19 protein-coding genes are annotated in these 17,383 nt (G+C 43.5%); 2 read left to right on the top strand and 17 right to left on the bottom strand.

The genetic code is table 11. From position 1 onward, the window contains the following. Positions 1-85 precede the first annotated feature (85 nt). From hemC to B5Y67_RS12270, 14 genes are all read right to left on the bottom strand, one after another. Entirely contained in the window at positions 86-997 is a 912-nt protein-coding gene (hemC, locus tag B5Y67_RS12335; RefSeq protein WP_088226723.1) for a hydroxymethylbilane synthase, read from the bottom strand. Next, positions 994-2,331 carry a glutamyl-tRNA reductase gene (hemA, locus tag B5Y67_RS12330; protein ID WP_088226722.1) on the bottom strand — a complete coding sequence of 446 codons (1,338 nt, stop codon included), beginning with the start codon at positions 2,329-2,331 and terminating at the stop codon, positions 994-996. Before hemA ends, hemC begins: the two co-directional genes overlap by 4 nt. Then, the gene (locus B5Y67_RS12325) at positions 2,307-2,945 is read right to left on the bottom strand and encodes a bifunctional precorrin-2 dehydrogenase/sirohydrochlorin ferrochelatase (RefSeq protein ID WP_088226721.1); all 639 of its coding nucleotides are present in this window, start codon (positions 2,943-2,945) and stop codon (positions 2,307-2,309) included. Before B5Y67_RS12325 ends, hemA begins: the two co-directional genes overlap by 25 nt. A 100-nt stretch (positions 2,946-3,045) precedes the next feature. Then, a complete protein-coding gene (gene ccsB / locus B5Y67_RS12320; protein ID WP_088226720.1) occupies positions 3,046-3,906 on the bottom strand; it encodes a c-type cytochrome biogenesis protein CcsB in 861 nt (286 codons plus the stop codon). A 35-nt stretch (positions 3,907-3,941) separates the two neighbouring features. Further along, a complete protein-coding gene (locus B5Y67_RS12315) occupies positions 3,942-5,246 on the bottom strand; it encodes a cytochrome c biogenesis protein ResB (RefSeq protein WP_088226719.1) in 1,305 nt (434 codons plus the stop codon). A 321-nt stretch (positions 5,247-5,567) separates the two neighbouring features. Next, entirely contained in the window at positions 5,568-6,536 is a 969-nt protein-coding gene (locus B5Y67_RS12310; protein ID WP_088226718.1) for a polyprenyl synthetase family protein, read from the bottom strand. A 7-nt stretch (positions 6,537-6,543) separates the two neighbouring features. Next, positions 6,544-6,906: a twin-arginine translocase TatA/TatE family subunit gene (locus B5Y67_RS12305; protein WP_088226717.1), complete on the bottom strand. Its 363-nt coding sequence runs from the start codon at positions 6,904-6,906 to the stop codon at positions 6,544-6,546. A 40-nt stretch (positions 6,907-6,946) separates the two neighbouring features. After that, positions 6,947-7,732 (bottom strand): twin-arginine translocase subunit TatC, encoded by a 786-nt coding sequence (gene tatC, locus B5Y67_RS12300; protein WP_088226716.1) that lies wholly within the window; start codon positions 7,730-7,732, stop codon positions 6,947-6,949. 4 nt (positions 7,733-7,736) lie between these two features. Further along, positions 7,737-8,819 (bottom strand): cyclic dehypoxanthinyl futalosine synthase, encoded by a 1,083-nt coding sequence (gene mqnC / locus B5Y67_RS12295; RefSeq protein ID WP_088226715.1) that lies wholly within the window; start codon positions 8,817-8,819, stop codon positions 7,737-7,739. A 20-nt stretch (positions 8,820-8,839) separates the two neighbouring features. Beyond that, positions 8,840-9,943: an aminofutalosine synthase MqnE gene (gene mqnE / locus B5Y67_RS12290; protein ID WP_170932687.1), complete on the bottom strand. Its 1,104-nt coding sequence runs from the start codon at positions 9,941-9,943 to the stop codon at positions 8,840-8,842. Between the two features lie 18 nt (positions 9,944-9,961). Then, on the bottom strand, positions 9,962-10,816 hold the full coding sequence (locus tag B5Y67_RS12285) for a UbiA-like polyprenyltransferase (RefSeq protein ID WP_088226713.1): 855 nt from the start codon (positions 10,814-10,816) through the stop codon (positions 9,962-9,964). A gap of 27 nt (positions 10,817-10,843) precedes the next feature. Next, positions 10,844-11,605, bottom strand: coding sequence for a polyprenyl synthetase family protein (locus B5Y67_RS12280; RefSeq protein WP_088226712.1), 762 nt, complete (start codon positions 11,603-11,605; stop codon positions 10,844-10,846). 271 nt (positions 11,606-11,876) lie between these two features. Beyond that, the gene (speD, locus tag B5Y67_RS12275; RefSeq protein WP_047809365.1) at positions 11,877-12,254 is read right to left on the bottom strand and encodes an adenosylmethionine decarboxylase; all 378 of its coding nucleotides are present in this window, start codon (positions 12,252-12,254) and stop codon (positions 11,877-11,879) included. Between the two features lie 307 nt (positions 12,255-12,561). Continuing rightward, entirely contained in the window at positions 12,562-13,653 is a 1,092-nt protein-coding gene (locus B5Y67_RS12270; protein ID WP_088226711.1) for an XdhC/CoxI family protein, read from the bottom strand. A 205-nt stretch (positions 13,654-13,858) separates the two neighbouring features. Between B5Y67_RS12270 and B5Y67_RS12265 the strand changes: the two genes are divergently transcribed. Together B5Y67_RS12265 and B5Y67_RS12260 are read left to right on the top strand one after the other, a co-directional pair. Beyond that, positions 13,859-14,881, top strand: a complete 1,023-nt coding sequence (locus B5Y67_RS12265) for a molybdopterin-binding protein (RefSeq protein ID WP_088226710.1) — start codon at positions 13,859-13,861, stop codon at positions 14,879-14,881. A 107-nt stretch (positions 14,882-14,988) separates the two neighbouring features. After that, entirely contained in the window at positions 14,989-15,426 is a 438-nt protein-coding gene (locus B5Y67_RS12260; RefSeq protein WP_088226709.1) for a hypothetical protein, read from the top strand. A gap of 81 nt (positions 15,427-15,507) precedes the next feature. Here the strand turns inward: B5Y67_RS12260 and B5Y67_RS12255 are convergent, their stop codons facing one another. From B5Y67_RS12255 to B5Y67_RS12245, 3 genes are all read right to left on the bottom strand, one after another. Beyond that, positions 15,508-16,086 carry a TerD family protein gene (locus B5Y67_RS12255; RefSeq protein WP_047809361.1) on the bottom strand — a complete coding sequence of 193 codons (579 nt, stop codon included), beginning with the start codon at positions 16,084-16,086 and terminating at the stop codon, positions 15,508-15,510. 61 nt (positions 16,087-16,147) lie between these two features. Beyond that, positions 16,148-16,726, bottom strand: coding sequence for a TerD family protein (locus B5Y67_RS12250; protein ID WP_088226708.1), 579 nt, complete (start codon positions 16,724-16,726; stop codon positions 16,148-16,150). Positions 16,727-16,750: 24 nt separating this feature from the next. After that, positions 16,751-17,362 carry a TerD family protein gene (locus B5Y67_RS12245; protein WP_088226707.1) on the bottom strand — a complete coding sequence of 204 codons (612 nt, stop codon included), beginning with the start codon at positions 17,360-17,362 and terminating at the stop codon, positions 16,751-16,753. Positions 17,363-17,383: the final 21 nt, after the last annotated feature.

Raw genomic sequence — 17,383 nt, 5'->3', positions numbered from 1 at the left:
CAAATCCTCAACCATATATTGTGATCTGAAGCACTTAATCTCAAGTTTAGGCCATAACACCAGGACTACAGACTAAATTCAGTTCCTAACGAATTTCCGCTAAAATTTCTGCGGCTCCTAAGCTAAGCAATTGATCGGCAGCTTCGACCCCAACCTTCTCAGGATCAATCCCTTTCCCCTGCACTTTAAGCAAGCGATTACCATCGAGACTGGAAACCATTGCTTTAAGATGAATCTCTCCGGCCTTAATCTGTCCCAAAGCGCCGATGGGAACCTGACAGCCGCCTTCAAGCCTGCGCATTAACGCTCGTTCCGCGCAAACGGCTTTTTCGGTCTCAGGGTGATTAAGCTGAGCTGACAATTCACGAATATCGTCCCTATGTTCAGCAATTTCAACAGCAATAGATCCTTGACCCACTGCTGAAAGCATTATATCCTCAGATAAAATTTGGGTAATCCTCTCTTCCCAGCCTAATCGTTTTACCCCTGCTGCAGCCAATACAATCCCATCCATTTCAGACTCCTGCAGTTTGCGCCAGCGTGTTTGCAGGTTTCCTCGCAAATCCATAAAGCGCAGATCAGGTCGGAAATGTTTAAGCTGAGACTTCCGGCGCAAACTGCTTGTTCCTACCAAAGCTCCCTCAGGCAGTTCTTTCAGGAGTCTTCCATTCTTGCTTAAAAAAACATCTCTTGGTTCTTCTCGTTCGCAAAAAGCACAAATATGCAAACCTTGCGGCAAAATTGTCGGTAGGTCCTTAAGGCTGTGAATCGCCATATCCAATTGATTATTTAACAATCCGTATTCCAATTCTTTTGTGAATAACCCCTTATCTCCGATTTTTGCCAGGGGCACATCTAAAATTTTATCACCTTTGGTCTTCATCGGCACGAGCTCAAAACCAAGGTGAGGATAGAGGAGCTCAAGTTGGTGTTTCACCCACTCCGCTTGCCACATGGCTAATTGACTGTCCCGAGTTCCGATTCGAATGTTCTTCATTCTGCCCTCCCATGACGCACAGGCCCAAGATGCTGATTCACAAGGGTCATTTGCCGTTTCGTTTCCTCTTCAACGTCTAAGTCAAAAAGGTTTTGTAAAATCTCTGTATACAGATGCCCTTGGGATGTGGATGCATACTCTTTAAGATTGGTGATTGGTAAATGCAAAAGCTGATTAACAATTGAGTTAGCCATTGACCTGACAATCTTCTCTTGTTTCGGTGTTAATCCGCCTAACCGATCTAAGGCACGTTCGAGTTGGACATCTTTTATTTGTTGACCTTTTTGCTGCAAGGCAACAATGGTTGGAACAACAAACAATGAATTATGCCATTTTACGAAACGATTCATTTCTTCATCAATGATCTTTTCTGCTTTGAGAGCAGCAAGTTCGCGTTCCTGATGATGCCGGTCAATCACTCCCCGCAAATCATCGATATCAAACAAGGTAATATTCTTAAGCTCTCTGACCCCAGGGTGAATATCGCGCGGAACAGCTATATCAATGAGCAATAAGGGACGGCCCTGACGTTTTTTCATGATCGTCTCCAGGCGCTCAGGTTGAATCACAAAATGAGTCGCTGCTGTGGCCGAAATTACAATATCAACTGTCTCCAGATACTTATCCATTTCATCAAAGCGTACAGCTTGTCCCGCAAATTCCTTAGCTAGGGAGACTGCTTTCTCATAAGATCGATTGGAAACCATGACTGTCGAGGCTCCGGCTGCTACTAAATTTCTAATAGTCAAGGTGCTCATTTCGCCGGCACCTAAAATTAAAATCCCTTTGCCTTGCAGCTCTCCGTACTGCTGCTTGGCAAGCTCAACCGCCGTATAGCTGATGGATACAGGATGTTGATCAATTTGAGTCTCCGTACGTATTCGTTTGCCTACAGAAAGAGCAGTTTGAAAGAAGACATTAATGGCCTTGTTCGTAACCTCAGCGTCATTAGCTTGCTGATAGGCATTGGCAACCTGGCCAATGATCTGAGTTTCTCCGCGAACCATTGAGTCTAAGCCTGCCGTCACCCGAAAGAGATGGCGTATAGCATCGTAAAGGGTATGCACATAGAGATATTGGCTTAGAAGTTTTTCTTCAATACCGTGATGAACCGACAAAAATTTTTTGATCGAGGCGGTACCCACCTCAACGTCTGTCGTTGCAGCGTATATCTCAGTACGATTACAGGTACTGAGGATTAATACTCCTTCAAGCCCCGGATAACTCCTGAGGGTTTTTAAGGCCTCCTGAATCTGGGAGGAATGAAAACTCATCTTTTCTCTGATTTCCACAGGTGTACTTTGGTGGTTTAATCCAACAGCGACAGGAAACACTGTTTAATCACTCCTTCCGCTTCGGATAGACGATCCCCTTGAATAAGTTTTCTTACTTCGCCGTCCGTTATACGATCCCAAAAAACGCCCCGTTTTTCGGGAGGTAAACTTGTTTTTACTTTGATACGCCAGGTTTTCAATAAGGACAGATACTCTTTCATTTCAGAACCATAAAGCATTTCCAATTCCTGACGAATTTGCCGAGCTACAATGGGGCTGCTTCCACCTGTAGAAACGGCAATTCTTAAATCGCCCTGTTCCATAATGGAAGGAACAATAAAGCTGCATTTTTCAGGATCGTCCACAACATTTACAGGACGATGATGTGTTTTGGCATCAAGTGACACTTGTTGATTAACCTCTTCATTCTCTGTACAGGAAAAAACAAGGCAAGCTTCTCCAATATCTTCTGAAGAATACTCTTTTTCCAGCCAATAACATGCTCTGTCATCAATTAAAGTCCTCAGTTCCGGCAAAACTTTTGGGGAAACAATCCGAACAACGGCACCATTACTCAAAAGGGTTTGAACCTTCCGCAGTGCAACGTTGCCTCCTCCGACGACCAAAACAGACTGATCTTTCAAATCCATAAAAATCGGATAAAACTGCGGCATAAAACACTGTCACCTTCTCCAACTTTCTCCTAGATATAATTCGCCTTATTCAGACATTTCCCCTGCCCAACCTTAAGATTTCTTACTATAAATACATTTCCTATTGGGCATAAGAGTGTAATCCAGGTAAGAAGTAGTTAACGCCAAAAAAAGTAAAGAGTACGGCTACAAAACCTAAAACCGCCATCCAAGCCGCACGTTTGCCCTTCCAGCCATACATCAAGCGGGCATGTAAATAAGCTGCATAAATAATCCAAGTAATTAAGGACCAAGTTTCTTTAGGGTCCCAGGACCAATAAGTGCCCCACGCATAATTTGCCCAGATAGCTCCGGTAATAATGCACAGGGACAAAAGCGGGAAAGCAAACCCAACAACTTTATAGGACAATTCATCAAGAGTCTCTAAATCAGGAAAACGGGCTATGATTCCCTGAGGTTTTGCTTCCCATCCCTTGCCTTCTTCTTTCAACTTAAGAAGGTACATTACCCCTAGACCAAAGGAAATAGCAAAAGCTCCATAGGCCAACATAGCTGTCACAACATGGAAGGTAAGCCATTGACTCTTTAAAGCGGGAGGAATTGCCTGGGCTACCCGTTCTTCAGGACCCATGCTCATGATAATAAACAGCAGGAGCAAAACGGGAATAGGCAGTACGAAAGCGCCCAAAGACCTTAACTTATAACGATACTCAATATACAAATAGACTGCCATAATCCCCCAGACAAATGTCAAAAGGAACTCATAGCCATTGGACAACGGCGGATGCCCCGAAATCACCATGCGAATAATAATCGCTGCGGTATTGGCAATTAAGCCAAGGCCCGCAACGTAGGTTGCCAAAGTACCAATCAGGTCTCTTTTTAAGCCCATCCAAACCCAGTATAACATCATACAAAGAATATAAGCCATTACCATAACATAAAAAGCAGACGATTCGAGATTTTGTAAGCCCAGATTCAAGATTTAATCCTCCCCTTCCACGGACAATATATCCACTATTTCGCTTGAATTTCCCGAACTAAACGGTCGAATAACTCTTTAAGGCCTCCGGCGACCTTTCCTGTTGAAACTCCCATGGTTATCTCACCCTGATTACCTTGTTCAGCCTGAAAAATCCCCGCCACAAGGATTGAGCGCCAATAAAAGGACAATATTAGACCCAGAAGCAATAAAGCACAGCCTAACCAGATAACCATGACCCCAGGATCCTGCTTAACTTGTAAGCCGGTAAATCCAGAGTTTCCATCGAGGGTGAGCTTATAGGCACCTTGAATGTCAATAGTTTGTCCAAAATCAAGTTGTCCGGATTGCACCGCATTCTCCGACATACCTTTAAAAACTTCGAAAAGCATGGAAGGTTTTTGAGGATCACTGGTTATAGCTGAAGCGACGAGATAAAGGTCCGTCCCCGGGGCCTGGAAATAGTTCCCGCCTCGGTCTTCCAGGATAACAGGAACCTTTTGTCCTTTGACATCGGCGGTCAAATGAACGCCATTTATAAAACTGGATTGATAGAAGGTTACCCCTTGATAGGTAAAAGGGTGATTCACGGATATAGTATGGCGGGCCATGACCCTGCCATTTTCCAAAATACTCAGATCAGTATACCAATTATCTCTCTGACCATTGGCCAAGAAACGGTCTTCAGCTGAATTAATCAAGACATCAAACGTTTCTTTCACCGTTCCTCGGGATACTTGTATAGATTGAATAGGAACTGTTGTCCCAGTTCCAGCCATTAAGTATCCTTTAAAGCCCATTGAAGAGCCGATAACGGCTCCAATCACTAAAACGACAAAGGACAAGTGAGTAATAAAAGACCCCCAATTTCCCCAGCGTCGCTTTATAGCGATAAAACTCCATTGCTTATCTTTTTCCTCAAAGACGACTTTAAATCCCCTGCTCTGTAAAACTTTTTGAACGGAACTCCGAAGGGATTCCCTATCCCCCTTCCAAGTCCCTTGAACCTTCTTGGGTATGTTAGTACGGTTTTCAGGGGGGTGAAGTTTAAAGGTACGATTATAAATCCCTTGAAACCTTTGGATACTGCAAATGATCAGGTTAATACACAAGACGCCTAATAACAAACGAAACCAATATGTACTATAAAGATGGGTAAATCCCAACTCCTGCCATATCTTCCCCACCGCCTGAGCTTTATCAGGATCAACATCTGCCTGAGGAAATAAGGTCCCTACACCTGCAAAAAAAGCAATAACTCCCAGCAAAACCAGTCCTAATTTCATGGAACTGAAGATGCGCCATAATTTGTCCACGGCACTCTCTTGATGTTCCTTCATTTGATTGCCTCCTTACCAAGCCTCTCTGCTACTGCCGATAAAGCCAGCAATAGGATGAGTATCACACAAAAGCCGGGTCTATCGAACCTTAAATGAAAGGCTTTATAAACCCGACTTATTAGCTCTCCACTTACGAGGCCATAGATCCAATGTAACCCTCATTTGTACTAGTTTATCATTTCCAAAACCGGAATTCAAGCAAGCGCAGCCTCCAGCGATCTTGAGAGAATGCAGCCTTAACATCGGACTTAAATAATGTGTCTTATGGAATATAAAACCTTCCGCAGCAAACATACGGAAGGCTAATTTTCCTGTAATATCTTAAAATTTTCGAATGGCAATGAAGTCAGCTAAATCTTCCAAAGCCTTGCGAGATGAAGCCTTCGGGAGATCTTGGAGGCGTTTTTTGGCTTTGCTGATATAGGCATCGACAATCTGCATGGACTGATCAATTGCCCCTGTCCCTTTAATCAGCTCAATCGTCTCTGCGACTTCAGCGTCAGTTTTATCAACCTTCCTCAATAACTCATGAAGATGTGAACCGCTGGGAAACGACTGCAAAGCCAGAATCATGGGTAAGGTCATTATTCCCTGGCGAAGATCCCCGCCGATGGGTTTTCCAAACTCAGACGGTTTAGCCGTGATGTCCAATACATCATCAACAATTTGAAAAGCCATGCCCAAAGAATGTCCGTAAGCTCCTAAAGCCCAGACCTGGTGTCTCGGGGCCTCGGAAACCAGAGCCCCCAATTTGCAGCAAGCAGAAATCAACAAGGCTGTTTTCCTTTTAATCCGGAAATAATACTGCTTTACGTTTTGCTCCACATCAAAAGAGGCTTTAATCTGTTGGATCTCCCCTTGACACATTTCCACGCTTACCTCTGCCAAAATACGAGAAACCTCAGGATGATTTATTTGGGAGATGAGAATTAAAGCTTTGGCCAGCAAATAGTCCCCTGTTTCCACAGAAACTATATTTCCCCAATTGGCTTTAACCGTCGGTCTGCCTCTTCTTGTCAGGGAAGCATCCACAACATCGTCATGGACTAAGGTCGCCATGTGAATAAGCTCTAAAGCCATAGCCACTGGGATGAGCTTATCTAAAGAATAAGCATAAAATTTTCCGGCTAAGAGAGTAAAAGCCGGACGTAAGCGTTTGCCTCCGGCAGTTAACAAATGAATACCGGAATCCTGGAGAATCGGATAGTCCGTCTCCACAAATTTGGTAAGTTCCTTTTCAACCCGTTGAAGATCTGAATTTATCTGATTAAAGAGCCAGAGTTGTTTCAAAACCGATTCACCTGCTCGCACCCTTTTCTTCATAAGATACCATATCTGATGGCAGATCCGCCAGCGGATCTGCTGGATTTTCATCCTCAAACGTCAACAATTCTTCATCAGTTTCAGGCTTTTCTTTTTCCTTTTCCATTTGTGCCTGAGGTGGTTTATCCCCAGGTTTATAGTCCGCCAAATTCAACGCTTTGTTAAACGTATTGCTGGGGGTATCAATTGTATTCTGAATTTCCTTGGTGACATCTTGAGTCGCTTTGCGAACCTCATAGACTATTTTGCCGATTGTTCGGGCAATTTCCGGTAGGTCCTCTGGCCCAAACAAAATCAATGCAATACCCATAATTAGGAGGATTTCTGTAAAGCCCATTTTTCTGCCCCCTTTATCCCATAAACTGACTTTCTCATCATCATTGAATTTCACGTTTTGTTAAATTTTCACTGGCTGCGAGGGCTTTTGCTCTGTTCCGGGCAACAATGTACCCCAGCCAAATACTAATTTCAAAGAGTAGATACATGGGGGCCGCCATCAAAAACTGCGTAAATAAATCCGGCGTCGGGGATACAATGGCAGCCAAAATGATAATGATTAAAAGAGCCCAGCGTCTTTTCTTAGCTAAAGTTCTAGGTGATAACAAGCCTATGCGGATTAAAATTAAGAGAACGATCGGGAGCTGAAAGACAAGTCCGAAGGTCCCGAGAAAGGTTATAAGAAAACCCAAGTAGGAAGTTTTCGTCACAAAAGGTGTCGATTGAACTGCACCACCGCCGGCATAAAGCAAGAACTTAATCCCCACCGGCAAAACGACAAAGAAGCACAGTGCCGCACCACAAATAAAGAGCAGGAGAGAACTGGGAACAACCATATAAAGATATTTTTTTTCTTTTTGCTTTAAGGCCGGCAGTATAAACGCCCAAACCTGCCATAAAATAACCGGAAGAGCTAATGCAACCCCTATCAAGAGAGAAACTTTCAGCTTGACCAACATAGGTTCCATCGGCGTGGTGGTAATAAACATGATATTTTTCAGTCGGGTGACGGGGTAAGCTAAATAGGCAAACGCCTGATCACTGAAAAACCATCCCAGAACAGTTCCTATAGCTACAGCATATGCGGCAATAACGAGTACTTTACGAAGAGCGAGAACATGTTCCAAGAGCGGCATATTGCCATCTCCACGTGGTCGCCTGCGCATCCGGCTACACTTCCTTCCCGTAGACCTTTAACCGCTCATAATATGTATTTCGCTGAATTGCTTGATATCCGGCATCTTCAATGCAGCGGACAATTTCCTGTAAAGGAACACGAGTCTGCACTCCAGCAGCACGTACAACATTTTCTTCGAGCATGGTACTGCCAAAATCGTTAGCTCCAAAACGCAAGGCTACTTGAGCCATTTTAGCACCTTGAGTAACCCAGGAGGCTTGAATATTAGGGACATTGTCCAGCATCAAGCGCGCAACTGCAAGAGTTCGCAAATACTCCACACCAGTACTTCCTTCTCCGCCCAGTTCTGTATTGCTGGGCGCAAAACTCCAAGGTATAAAGGCGGTAAACCCATTTGTCTGATCCTGGGCTTCCCGGACATGAATCATATGCAAGATGCGTTCTTCAAAGGTCTCTACATGACCAAACATCATAGTTGCAGTAGATTTCATTCCCAGGCGATGAGCCTTGGTCATAACCTCCATCCACTGCTGCCATTTTATTTTGTTCGGACTGATAAGATGTCTGACTCGATCTTCGAGAATTTCCGCCCCTCCTCCGGGAATCGAGTCCAATCCCGCATTTTTGAGACGGGCAATAACCTCTTCCAGGCTCAATTTGGATTTTTCGGCCAGATCCCAGATTTCAGGCGGGCTGAAGGAATGAATATGGATGTTAAAATGAGCTTTAATATCCCTCAGCATCTCTTCAAAGTATTCCAGGCCTAAATCAGGATGTAATCCTCCCTGTATTAAGAGTTGTGTTCCTCCGACTGCAACTGTTTCTTCAATCTTAGCATGTAAATCGTCTCTTGACAAAATAAATCCTTTAGGATCACCCGGTTTACAATAATAAGCACAAAACTTGCATTGGCAGGAACAGATATTGGTATAATTAATATTTCGATCGATAACAAAGGTAACAACTTTATCCGGATGCATCTGCTTGCGAATGAGATCGGCTCCCTGCCCCAAGGATAGAAGATCGGCGTCTTGTAACAATCGAACGCCATCAGAAAGGGATAACCGTTCTCCGGCTATACGTTTCTCAATGATCTTTAAAGTCTCTAAATTCATGCCTTCTCACCCTCTCTATCCTAGTTGGTCTTTAGGACACGATAAAGAGTATCCCTTTCCACAGCATCTCTTCCAGCCTTTTGAATCATAGTAATGAGAGCGCGTTTGCTCATAACTTGACTTGTCTCCGCTCCAGCTGAATGAATGATTCGCTCTTCAACAACTGTTCCGTCAAGATCGTCGACCCCAAAAGCCAGGGAAACTTGGGCCAACTTAGGTCCCAGCATAATCCAAAATGACTTAATATGATCAAAATTGTCCAGAAGGATCCTGGAAACTGCTAACATTTTAAGATCTTCAAAACCAGTGGTGCTTTCGACTCCCACTTGTCCTTCTAATTTTGTGTTCTTGGGATAAAAGGGCATTGGAATAAAGGTTAGAAAGCCATGAGTACGATCCTGTAGGTCCCGAAGCTGGAGAAGATGATCAATTCGTTCCTCGGCAGTCTCAACGTGACCGTAAAGCATGGTAGCGTTTGTCCGCATCCCTAAACCATGAGCTGCTTCTTGAATTTCCAGCCAGCGCTGCCCGGAAACCTTCTTCTCACAGATTTTGGCACGGACCCGCGGCGCAAAGACTTCTGCTCCCCCTCCCGGCAGTGAATCAAGGCCCGCTGCCATAAGCTTCTGCAGAACTTCCTGCACTGAAAATCCGGTGATTTGGGTAAAATAATCCACCTCTACGGCAGTAAATGCTTGGATACAGGCCTGAGGCAAAATCCCCTTTACCCTCTGCAGCATCTCCAAATAATACTCAAAGGGGAGATCCGGGTTTAAGCCTCCGAGGATGTGAATTTCCGAAACTCCTTCTCGAGTTGCTTCTAAAGCTGCTTTTTCAATTTCCTCAAGGGATAACGTAAAGGCCTGAGGGTCTTCCTTTTTAACTCCATAAGCACAAAAATGGCAAAGATTCGTACAGACATTCGTATGATTAATATGCCGGTTGACGATAAAATACGTTTTGTTGCCATTTTTTTGCTCACGTATCAGGTTGGCCATATATCCGAGAGCCAAAATGTCCCGGCTTTTCATTAGGCGAACGCCGTCTTCAAAATCCAGACGCTTACCTTCTTCAACCTTTTTGATCAGGTCATATAATTCACTTTGCTTAAACAATGAGGTCAGTTCCTTCCCCTCCGCTTCTTAATGCAAAATAATTAAATCCAAAACTGAAAACACAAAGAGCATTACGCTCAAATAACCATTCAAATTAAAAAAAGCTACACCGACCTTAGAGAGATCGCTGGCCGAGACGATACGATGCTGGCGAAAGAGCAGAAACACCGCAATCCCTACACCTAAATAGTAAAGCCAACTCATGGACATCACAACTCCCACCGCTATAAAGAGCAAAGGAGCCAAAACATGTAAGAATGCTGAAATTTCCAACCCTCTCTGAACCCCAAAAATTGCCGGTATTGAATTCAACCCTTCCTTGCGGTCAAACTCTACATCCTGACAAGCATAGACAATGTCAAAGCCCGCCACCCAAGTGACGACTCCCAATCCTAAAAGAATTGGCGTCAAAGCCCAATGTCCCGTTACTCCGATCCAAGCTCCGGCAGGAGCTAATCCCAGGGAAATTCCAAGAACGAAATGGCAGGCCCAAGTAAATCGTTTGGTATAGGAATACAGGACTAAAAAAAAGACAGCGATGGGCATTAACCACAAGGCCAGCAAATTAAGCTTATAGGCTGAGTACCCCAACAATAAAAAAGAAAGCACAGTATAGCTATACACTTCAGTAACTTGCAGATATCCGGCAGGAATAGCACGTTGAGCAGTTCTGGGATTTCGAGCATCGATGTGCCGATCAATCAGACGATTTAGGGACATTGCCGCTGTCCTCGCTCCAACCATAGCTAACGTGATCCAAAACAATTTAACACCTGAAGGAATTCCGCCGGAGGCTAAAAAAGCACCTAAATAGGCAAAGGGTAAGGCAAATAATGTGTGCTCAAACTTAATCATTTCCAAAAAAACTTTTAATTTATGCATCGTTTACTCCATCCCTGCATTAAACCTCTAAATCTCAGGGAGAGGTCTGCTTGCAGATAACTGTTTAACCATGAAACTATAAAGCTCACGAAGAGGCTGTAATTGAAGTTGAGTTTCCGCCGAAATTTCGGTAAGGATATCATTTGCCTTCTGAAGAATTGATTGGATAACAGCCTCTTCAAGGTGCTGCTTTGAAGCACCCCAAGCCATTCCCAACTGTAAACCAAAAGCTTCAATCTGGCGTTGCAGGGGAAGGGAAACAGAGGCCAATTCAGCACTTAAACGGGCTGCGCTTGCCGTCAGTGATGCACATTCCTTTTCAATAATTTTCAGCCATTCGTCTTTTGATAGTTTCTTGTCACGCGAAAGCCAGCGTGAAATCCCGCCTTCACTCATAGTTCCAATCACTTGAGCCAAGGGGGCAAGAAATTGCAGGAGTTTTTCCTGGCAAAGATGCAAAAAAAACTTTCCATAGAGTAAATCCCCAACCAAGACCGGAAACTGACGAAGTTCTTCAGCAAGCTCACTATCATCTTTCATCAACTTATGAACTTGATTCGCCATATAAATAAACTGGATGGTCTCTGCTAAGGCATCTGATTTTTGGCCTTGATCTCCACAGGACCGGCTGACAGCTAAGACGATAGCCGGACAAACTGTTTTATCCAATTCATCCATATCTAAATGAACCAATTCTTCGAAACTTGCAGGTTTAAAATTTATTTCTTGACGCAGTCGCGCCTGTACCAAGTTCAGCTTCTCCACGAAACTGAATTCTAGCGGCATCATGTTATCGCTCCTTGTTCTCCATTCAGACATTAACCTATTACTTATTCTAGATATTTAGTAAAAGTCCTGCCCAGTTATTTATTCTATACAGATAATATGACATTATTATTCTTATTGTATGTAAAACACCACTCGAAATATAATAGACCTTGCAACTTCTTCAGTTACAAGGTCTATCTAGTACCCTTCAGAAAGTCAAACTTTTGATTGATATAAGTCAGAATTTCTTTATCCGCACTCGTTTTAGTCCGGAGTAAAATAAATATCCCTCCTAAATATTTACCGCTTTCTTAGGATCCTCAACAATTCCTCGCTTAATTTCTGTTGCTGTCATATGACCCGCTTTGAAATGATCCGTCAGATAATTACATGCATCCCAGGGATTGACACGGTCCCCGCAAGTAAAGACGTCAACTGCCGCATATCCAAGTTCCGGCCAAGTGTGGATGGCTAAGTGAGATTCCGATATAACAACTACCCCACTTACTCCTTGAGGACTAAACTTATGAAACGCTACCTCACGCACCTCAGCACCTGCCTCCAGGGCTGCGTCGACCATTAATGCTTCGACTTTTTCCCTATCATTTAAAATGTCGAAACTACACCCATAAATTTCAGCCAACACATGACGTCCAAGAGAATTTGCCAATTGTGATCTTTGCCCCCTTTTCTACTAAAAACATGAAGGAATCTGAGCCAACCGCATTCTTAGAATGGGTCCTCCCAAATTTCCATCAGGTTAAATTTTAGCACAAAGTTTGGTGTTGTCAATAAAAATTTATACATATTCGTGATATCCTTGAATAGTCTATAATTTTCTCGGGATAAGGTTAATTAATGTCTGTTTTCCTTCGAATTACTCTAATATTCACTACTTATCACATGTATCATATGTAAACCAATTAATCTGCGAACATCGTCCACTGCCACTGATTCGCCAAAACTTTTCAGGCCTTCTAAACACGGTTTTGAACTTTTATTAATTCAGCGAGAATGCATACGGCAATTTCTTCAGGAGTTTCCGCCCCAATATTCAAACCAATCGGGGAATAGAGTTTTTGCAGAAACTCCTTAGGTATGCCTTCCTTTTCTAATTCAGATTTCAAAGCATTGACCCTCCTGCGGCTGCCAATCATACCGACATAGGCTGCCTGCTGCGTAATCACTTTTTTTAAACATACTTTATCATAACGATGACCTCGAGTAACGATAACGACATAGGTTTCTGGAGTAATCGTCAGAGAATCTAAAACTGCTGCAAAATCATCACAAAGAACGCGGTCTGCCATCTTAAACCGCACTGAATTAGCAAAACTTGGCCGATCATCAACAACAGTTATCTCATAACCGAGAATTTTGGCCATGGCTGCCAGAGGCAAAGCAATATGCCCGGCCCCCAAGATCAACAATTCTACCGAAGAAGACGGTGGTTCAAGCAACAAGCGATAAGCGGCCATTGACCCTGATCCATCGATACCAGTAAACTCAGAATCTAGATTAATGAGTACCGGTTTGGAATATTTGATTGCGCTTCGAGCATAAACAAGCCCTGCTCGAGTAAGGTCATCCTGGCCAAGATCACCCACAGCCTCTCCGGTATTACTTAGAAACAGCTTTTTCCCGATCAACTGTTTTTCGGGAGCTTCCAACACGGTCATAAGAAGCGGAAAATCTTGCTTTTCTAAGGCGTTTAGATAGTCCTGATAAAACTGAATTTGTTCAGCAGGACTCTGGGGACCCAAATATTCAATTAAGAGTCCCATCACGCCTCCGCAGACCATCCCCTCTTCTTGGGCAATATCTGCAGTCATATTCAAAGTATGTATTTTCGTTGAACGAGATGTCAAAACATTAAGGGCTTCCCGCCGAGCTTCAGCCTCCCCGCATCCGCCGCCAATAGTTCCTACCGTTGTTCCATCGGCATATACCAACATTTTTACGCCAGGCTTACGCGGAGTTGAGCCTAAAACACTGCAAATTGTAACCAATGCCGCCTCAATATTTTGTTCGAATACCTTCTTTAACCCCTGGAAAACCTCTTTCTCCATTAGCTCACCTCCCTGATCACCATGTTATTTGTTTAAGAACATTTTATTATTATATCAATAAACCCCTTGATTTACACTCTTTTAGCGAATCGTAAGACTCCAATTCTTGACCTCTTCACAAGAATAGGATACCATGCAGGATAGAGACAAACTTGATTAAATATTTAGTAAAAAGACTTTTCACGAATGTATTGGAGGCTATCCTATGGAAAAAATTAAAGTTCAGGACGCTGTCGGTGCAGTTTTGATTCACGACATGACGGAAATCATTCCCGGAGTTGTCAAGGGTCCGCGTTTTCGCAAAGGACATGTCATCCAAAAAGAAGATATCCCCGTTCTTCTCGGAATGGGAAAAGAACATATCTACGTCTGGGATCAAACACCAGGGCTCATCCATGAAAACGAAGCGGCTGAACGCCTTGCCCGATCTGTTAGAGGTCCGGGCCTGGATCTCGATGAACCTAAAGAAGGAAAGATCAACATTACCGCTGCCTGCGACGGACTTCTTTACGCTTCCGAAGATGGTATTTTAGCTTTAAATACCCTTGAAGATGTAGTCTTGGCCACTATCCATAATTATCAGCCGGTAAAAAAAGGAGATAAAATCGCCGGAACCCGTGTTGTTCCTCTGATGATCGATGAAAAAGTGATCCTTGAAGCAGAACGAATAGCCCAGACTTTTCCTAATCCGATTCTCGAAGTTCGCCCTTTGAAGACCTTCAAGGTTGGAATTGTCACAACAGGAAGTGAAGTCTTTCACGGACGGATCAAAGATAAATTTGGTCCCGTGCTGCGAGGAAAAATTGAACACTGGGGATCAATCGCCCTTGAACAAACATTTGCCAGCGATGATATTTCTATGATTCAAAGTGCCATCCAAGATCAACTTAGGCAAGGGGCTGAGATGATTCTGGTTAGTGGAGGAATGTCTGTTGATCCTGACGATGTCACCCCCACTGCCATCAAGGAAATGGGAGCTGAGCTGATCACCTATGGCGCTCCTGTTTTGCCCGGCGCCATGTTCTTACTCGCTTATTTGGGAGATGTGCCTATTATGGGCTTACCAGGCTGCGTTATGTACTCCAAAACTACCGTATTTGATTTAGTTGCTCCCCGTATCCTTACTGGAGAACGGCTTACCCGCCTGGATATTGTTAAGCTTGGTCATGGGGGTCTTTGTTTAGAATGCCCAACCTGCACCTACCCTCGCTGCTCCTTCGGCAAGTAAAATCGTTCTGCTTAAGCTGAACAACGAGATGGTCTTTTGTTTTGTAGCATTTCAGGGGCAGGATGAATATCCTAAATTACTTAACATCCCTTTAAGGAGGATTGGGTATGAGGATAAAAAGCTTCCTGCAGTTCTACATAAGAACCCTTCTGCCCCTTGCTGCCCCTTTTATGATTCTTGCGTTCTGTCGCTTGTTTCTGCAAATGGATTCTAAACTGCTCATTTATGGATTTGCTTTTGCCTTTATTGCCAGTTTCTTTCTCACACTTAATTTATGGGAAGTACATTTCGTAGTTAAATTCGAGAAACGTCGCGAATACCTAACTAACCTAGAAAAGAATTTGGCAAAACTCGGGTTTGCTAAAAAATGCACTGAAGGATTCTTAACAACCTTTGAAAACAAAGACTCCTCATTTCTTAACCGAGAAATTAAAGTCTATCTATTCCACGACAGGGCTCTCATTATAACCCCTAAGAAATACCTGCCTTTTTTAGACAGAGATCATAGAACAAAGCTTTCCTTACTCTTTCGATACTTTGCCTGAAAAGGAAAAAGCCGAAGCGAAGTTCCCTAACCTCGCTTCGGCTTTTAGTATGGATTTAAGCCAAGTTAACAGACCATGGCATCAGCCTGCTTGCAAGCCATAGTTCGCGCACAAGGCTGCAAGTCCTCCGGAAAAGCCGCTCCCAATCGCATTGAATTTCCATTCTCCCTGATGGCGGTAGAGTTCACAGACCACTAGAGCAGTCTCAACGGAAAAATCCTCTCCTAAGTCATAGCGCATGATTTCCTGGTCGTTGACTTCATTAATAACACGAACATAGGCGTTGGAAACTTGTCCGAAATTCTGACCACGGGCAATCGCCTCGTGAATGGTTACGGTAAAGGCGATCTTCTCGACATGACTGGGTACACTAGCCAAGTCAATTTTAATTTGTTCATCATCACCTTCACCTTCTCCGGTAAGGTTATCTCCTGTGTGCTGTACGGAGCCGTCTCCGCCTACGAGATTATTGTAAAATATGAAGTCTTCAATGCCCCCTGCACGACCATTTTGGTCAAGCAAAAAGGCCGAGGCATCAAGGTCAAAATCTGCCCTGCCTGAATATTTATTGGTATCCCAGCCCAGTCCCACTATAATCTTCGAAAGCCCCGGATTTCCTTTTGTTAAATCGATTTTTTGTCCTTTTTGCAAACTAATCATGCTAAACACCTCATTAATTTATCAAAATTTGAAATTCACCTGCTTGTTGCTTTAAAGGGGCTTAGACATCCAATCCAAAATCTTTGCATAATCCGGCGAGTCCATTTTGGTATCCGCTGCCGATAGCGTTAAATTTCCACTCTCCATTGCTGCGATAAAGTTCTCCTACTACAATGGCTGTCTCAACTGAGAAATCTTCACCAAGATCATAGCGGATGATCTCTTCGCCTGTCTCCTCGTTAAGAACACGAACATAAGAATTGGAAACTTGTCCGAAATTTTGGCGGCGTTCCTTGGCTTCATGAATCGTAATGCCAAAGGAAATTTTAGCCACACTGCTTGGTACTGCAGAGAGGTCAACTTTAATTTGCTCATCATCGCCCTCTCCAACTCCGGAACGGTTATCTCCCGTATGTACCACAGAGCCTTCAGGGTTTGAAGTATTATTGAAGAAAATAAAATTTCTATCCTCGGCAACTTTTCCCTCAGCATTTAACAGAAAAGCTGAGGCATCAAGATCGAAATCATTGCCGCCATCATACTTATTAACGTCCCAGCCAAGACCGACCACAATCTTTTTTAAACCAGGATTTCCTTTGGTTAAATCTACTTTCTGACCCTTTTGTAAACTGATAGCCATAATAATATCCCCTTTCAACTATACTTATTGATAACGGCGAATAATTTCGCTTAACGATGCATCTCTAGTCGCTTCCCCAATAGCTGCGAATTTCCATTCACCTGAATGGCGATAAACCTCAGCTACGATTAAACTAGTTTTCCCTGAATAGTCTTCTGTTAAATTAAAACGGCAAAGTTCTTGGCCGTTACCAGGGTTAACCACCCGGATGAAGGCATTGGCAATATGTCCAAAATCCTGTCTCCGTCGGACACAATCATAGATATTAACGACAAAAACAATTTTGTTAACTTCGCCAGGCACTTTGGTTAAATCCACATGGATTTGTTCATCATCCCCTTCTCCGGAACCCGTAAGATTATCGCCGCTATGTTTAACACTTTTATCGGCACTTTGAAGATTCCCAAAATAAATCAAGCGGTCTTTAGACGTAAGCTTATCGTTGGCGTCCAACATCAGGGCCGATGCGTCGCAATCAATCTCCGCAGGCTTGCTTCCTAAGAGATTACCAAAAAAGCCTCCCGATTTTGTTTTGGCTACTTCATCCCATCCTAAACCAACCATGATTTTCGCTAATCCTGGATTTCCTTTTGTCAGATCAATTTTTTGCCCTTTTTGTAGGTTTATAACAGCCATGACTCATCCTCCATTCCAAAT

The sequence above is a fragment of the Desulfosporosinus sp. FKB genome (assembly GCF_002196705.1).
In the GTDB taxonomy this organism is placed as follows: Bacteria; Bacillota; Desulfitobacteriia; order Desulfitobacteriales; family Desulfitobacteriaceae; genus Desulfosporosinus.
This window is presented reverse-complemented; position numbering and strand designations above follow the sequence as displayed.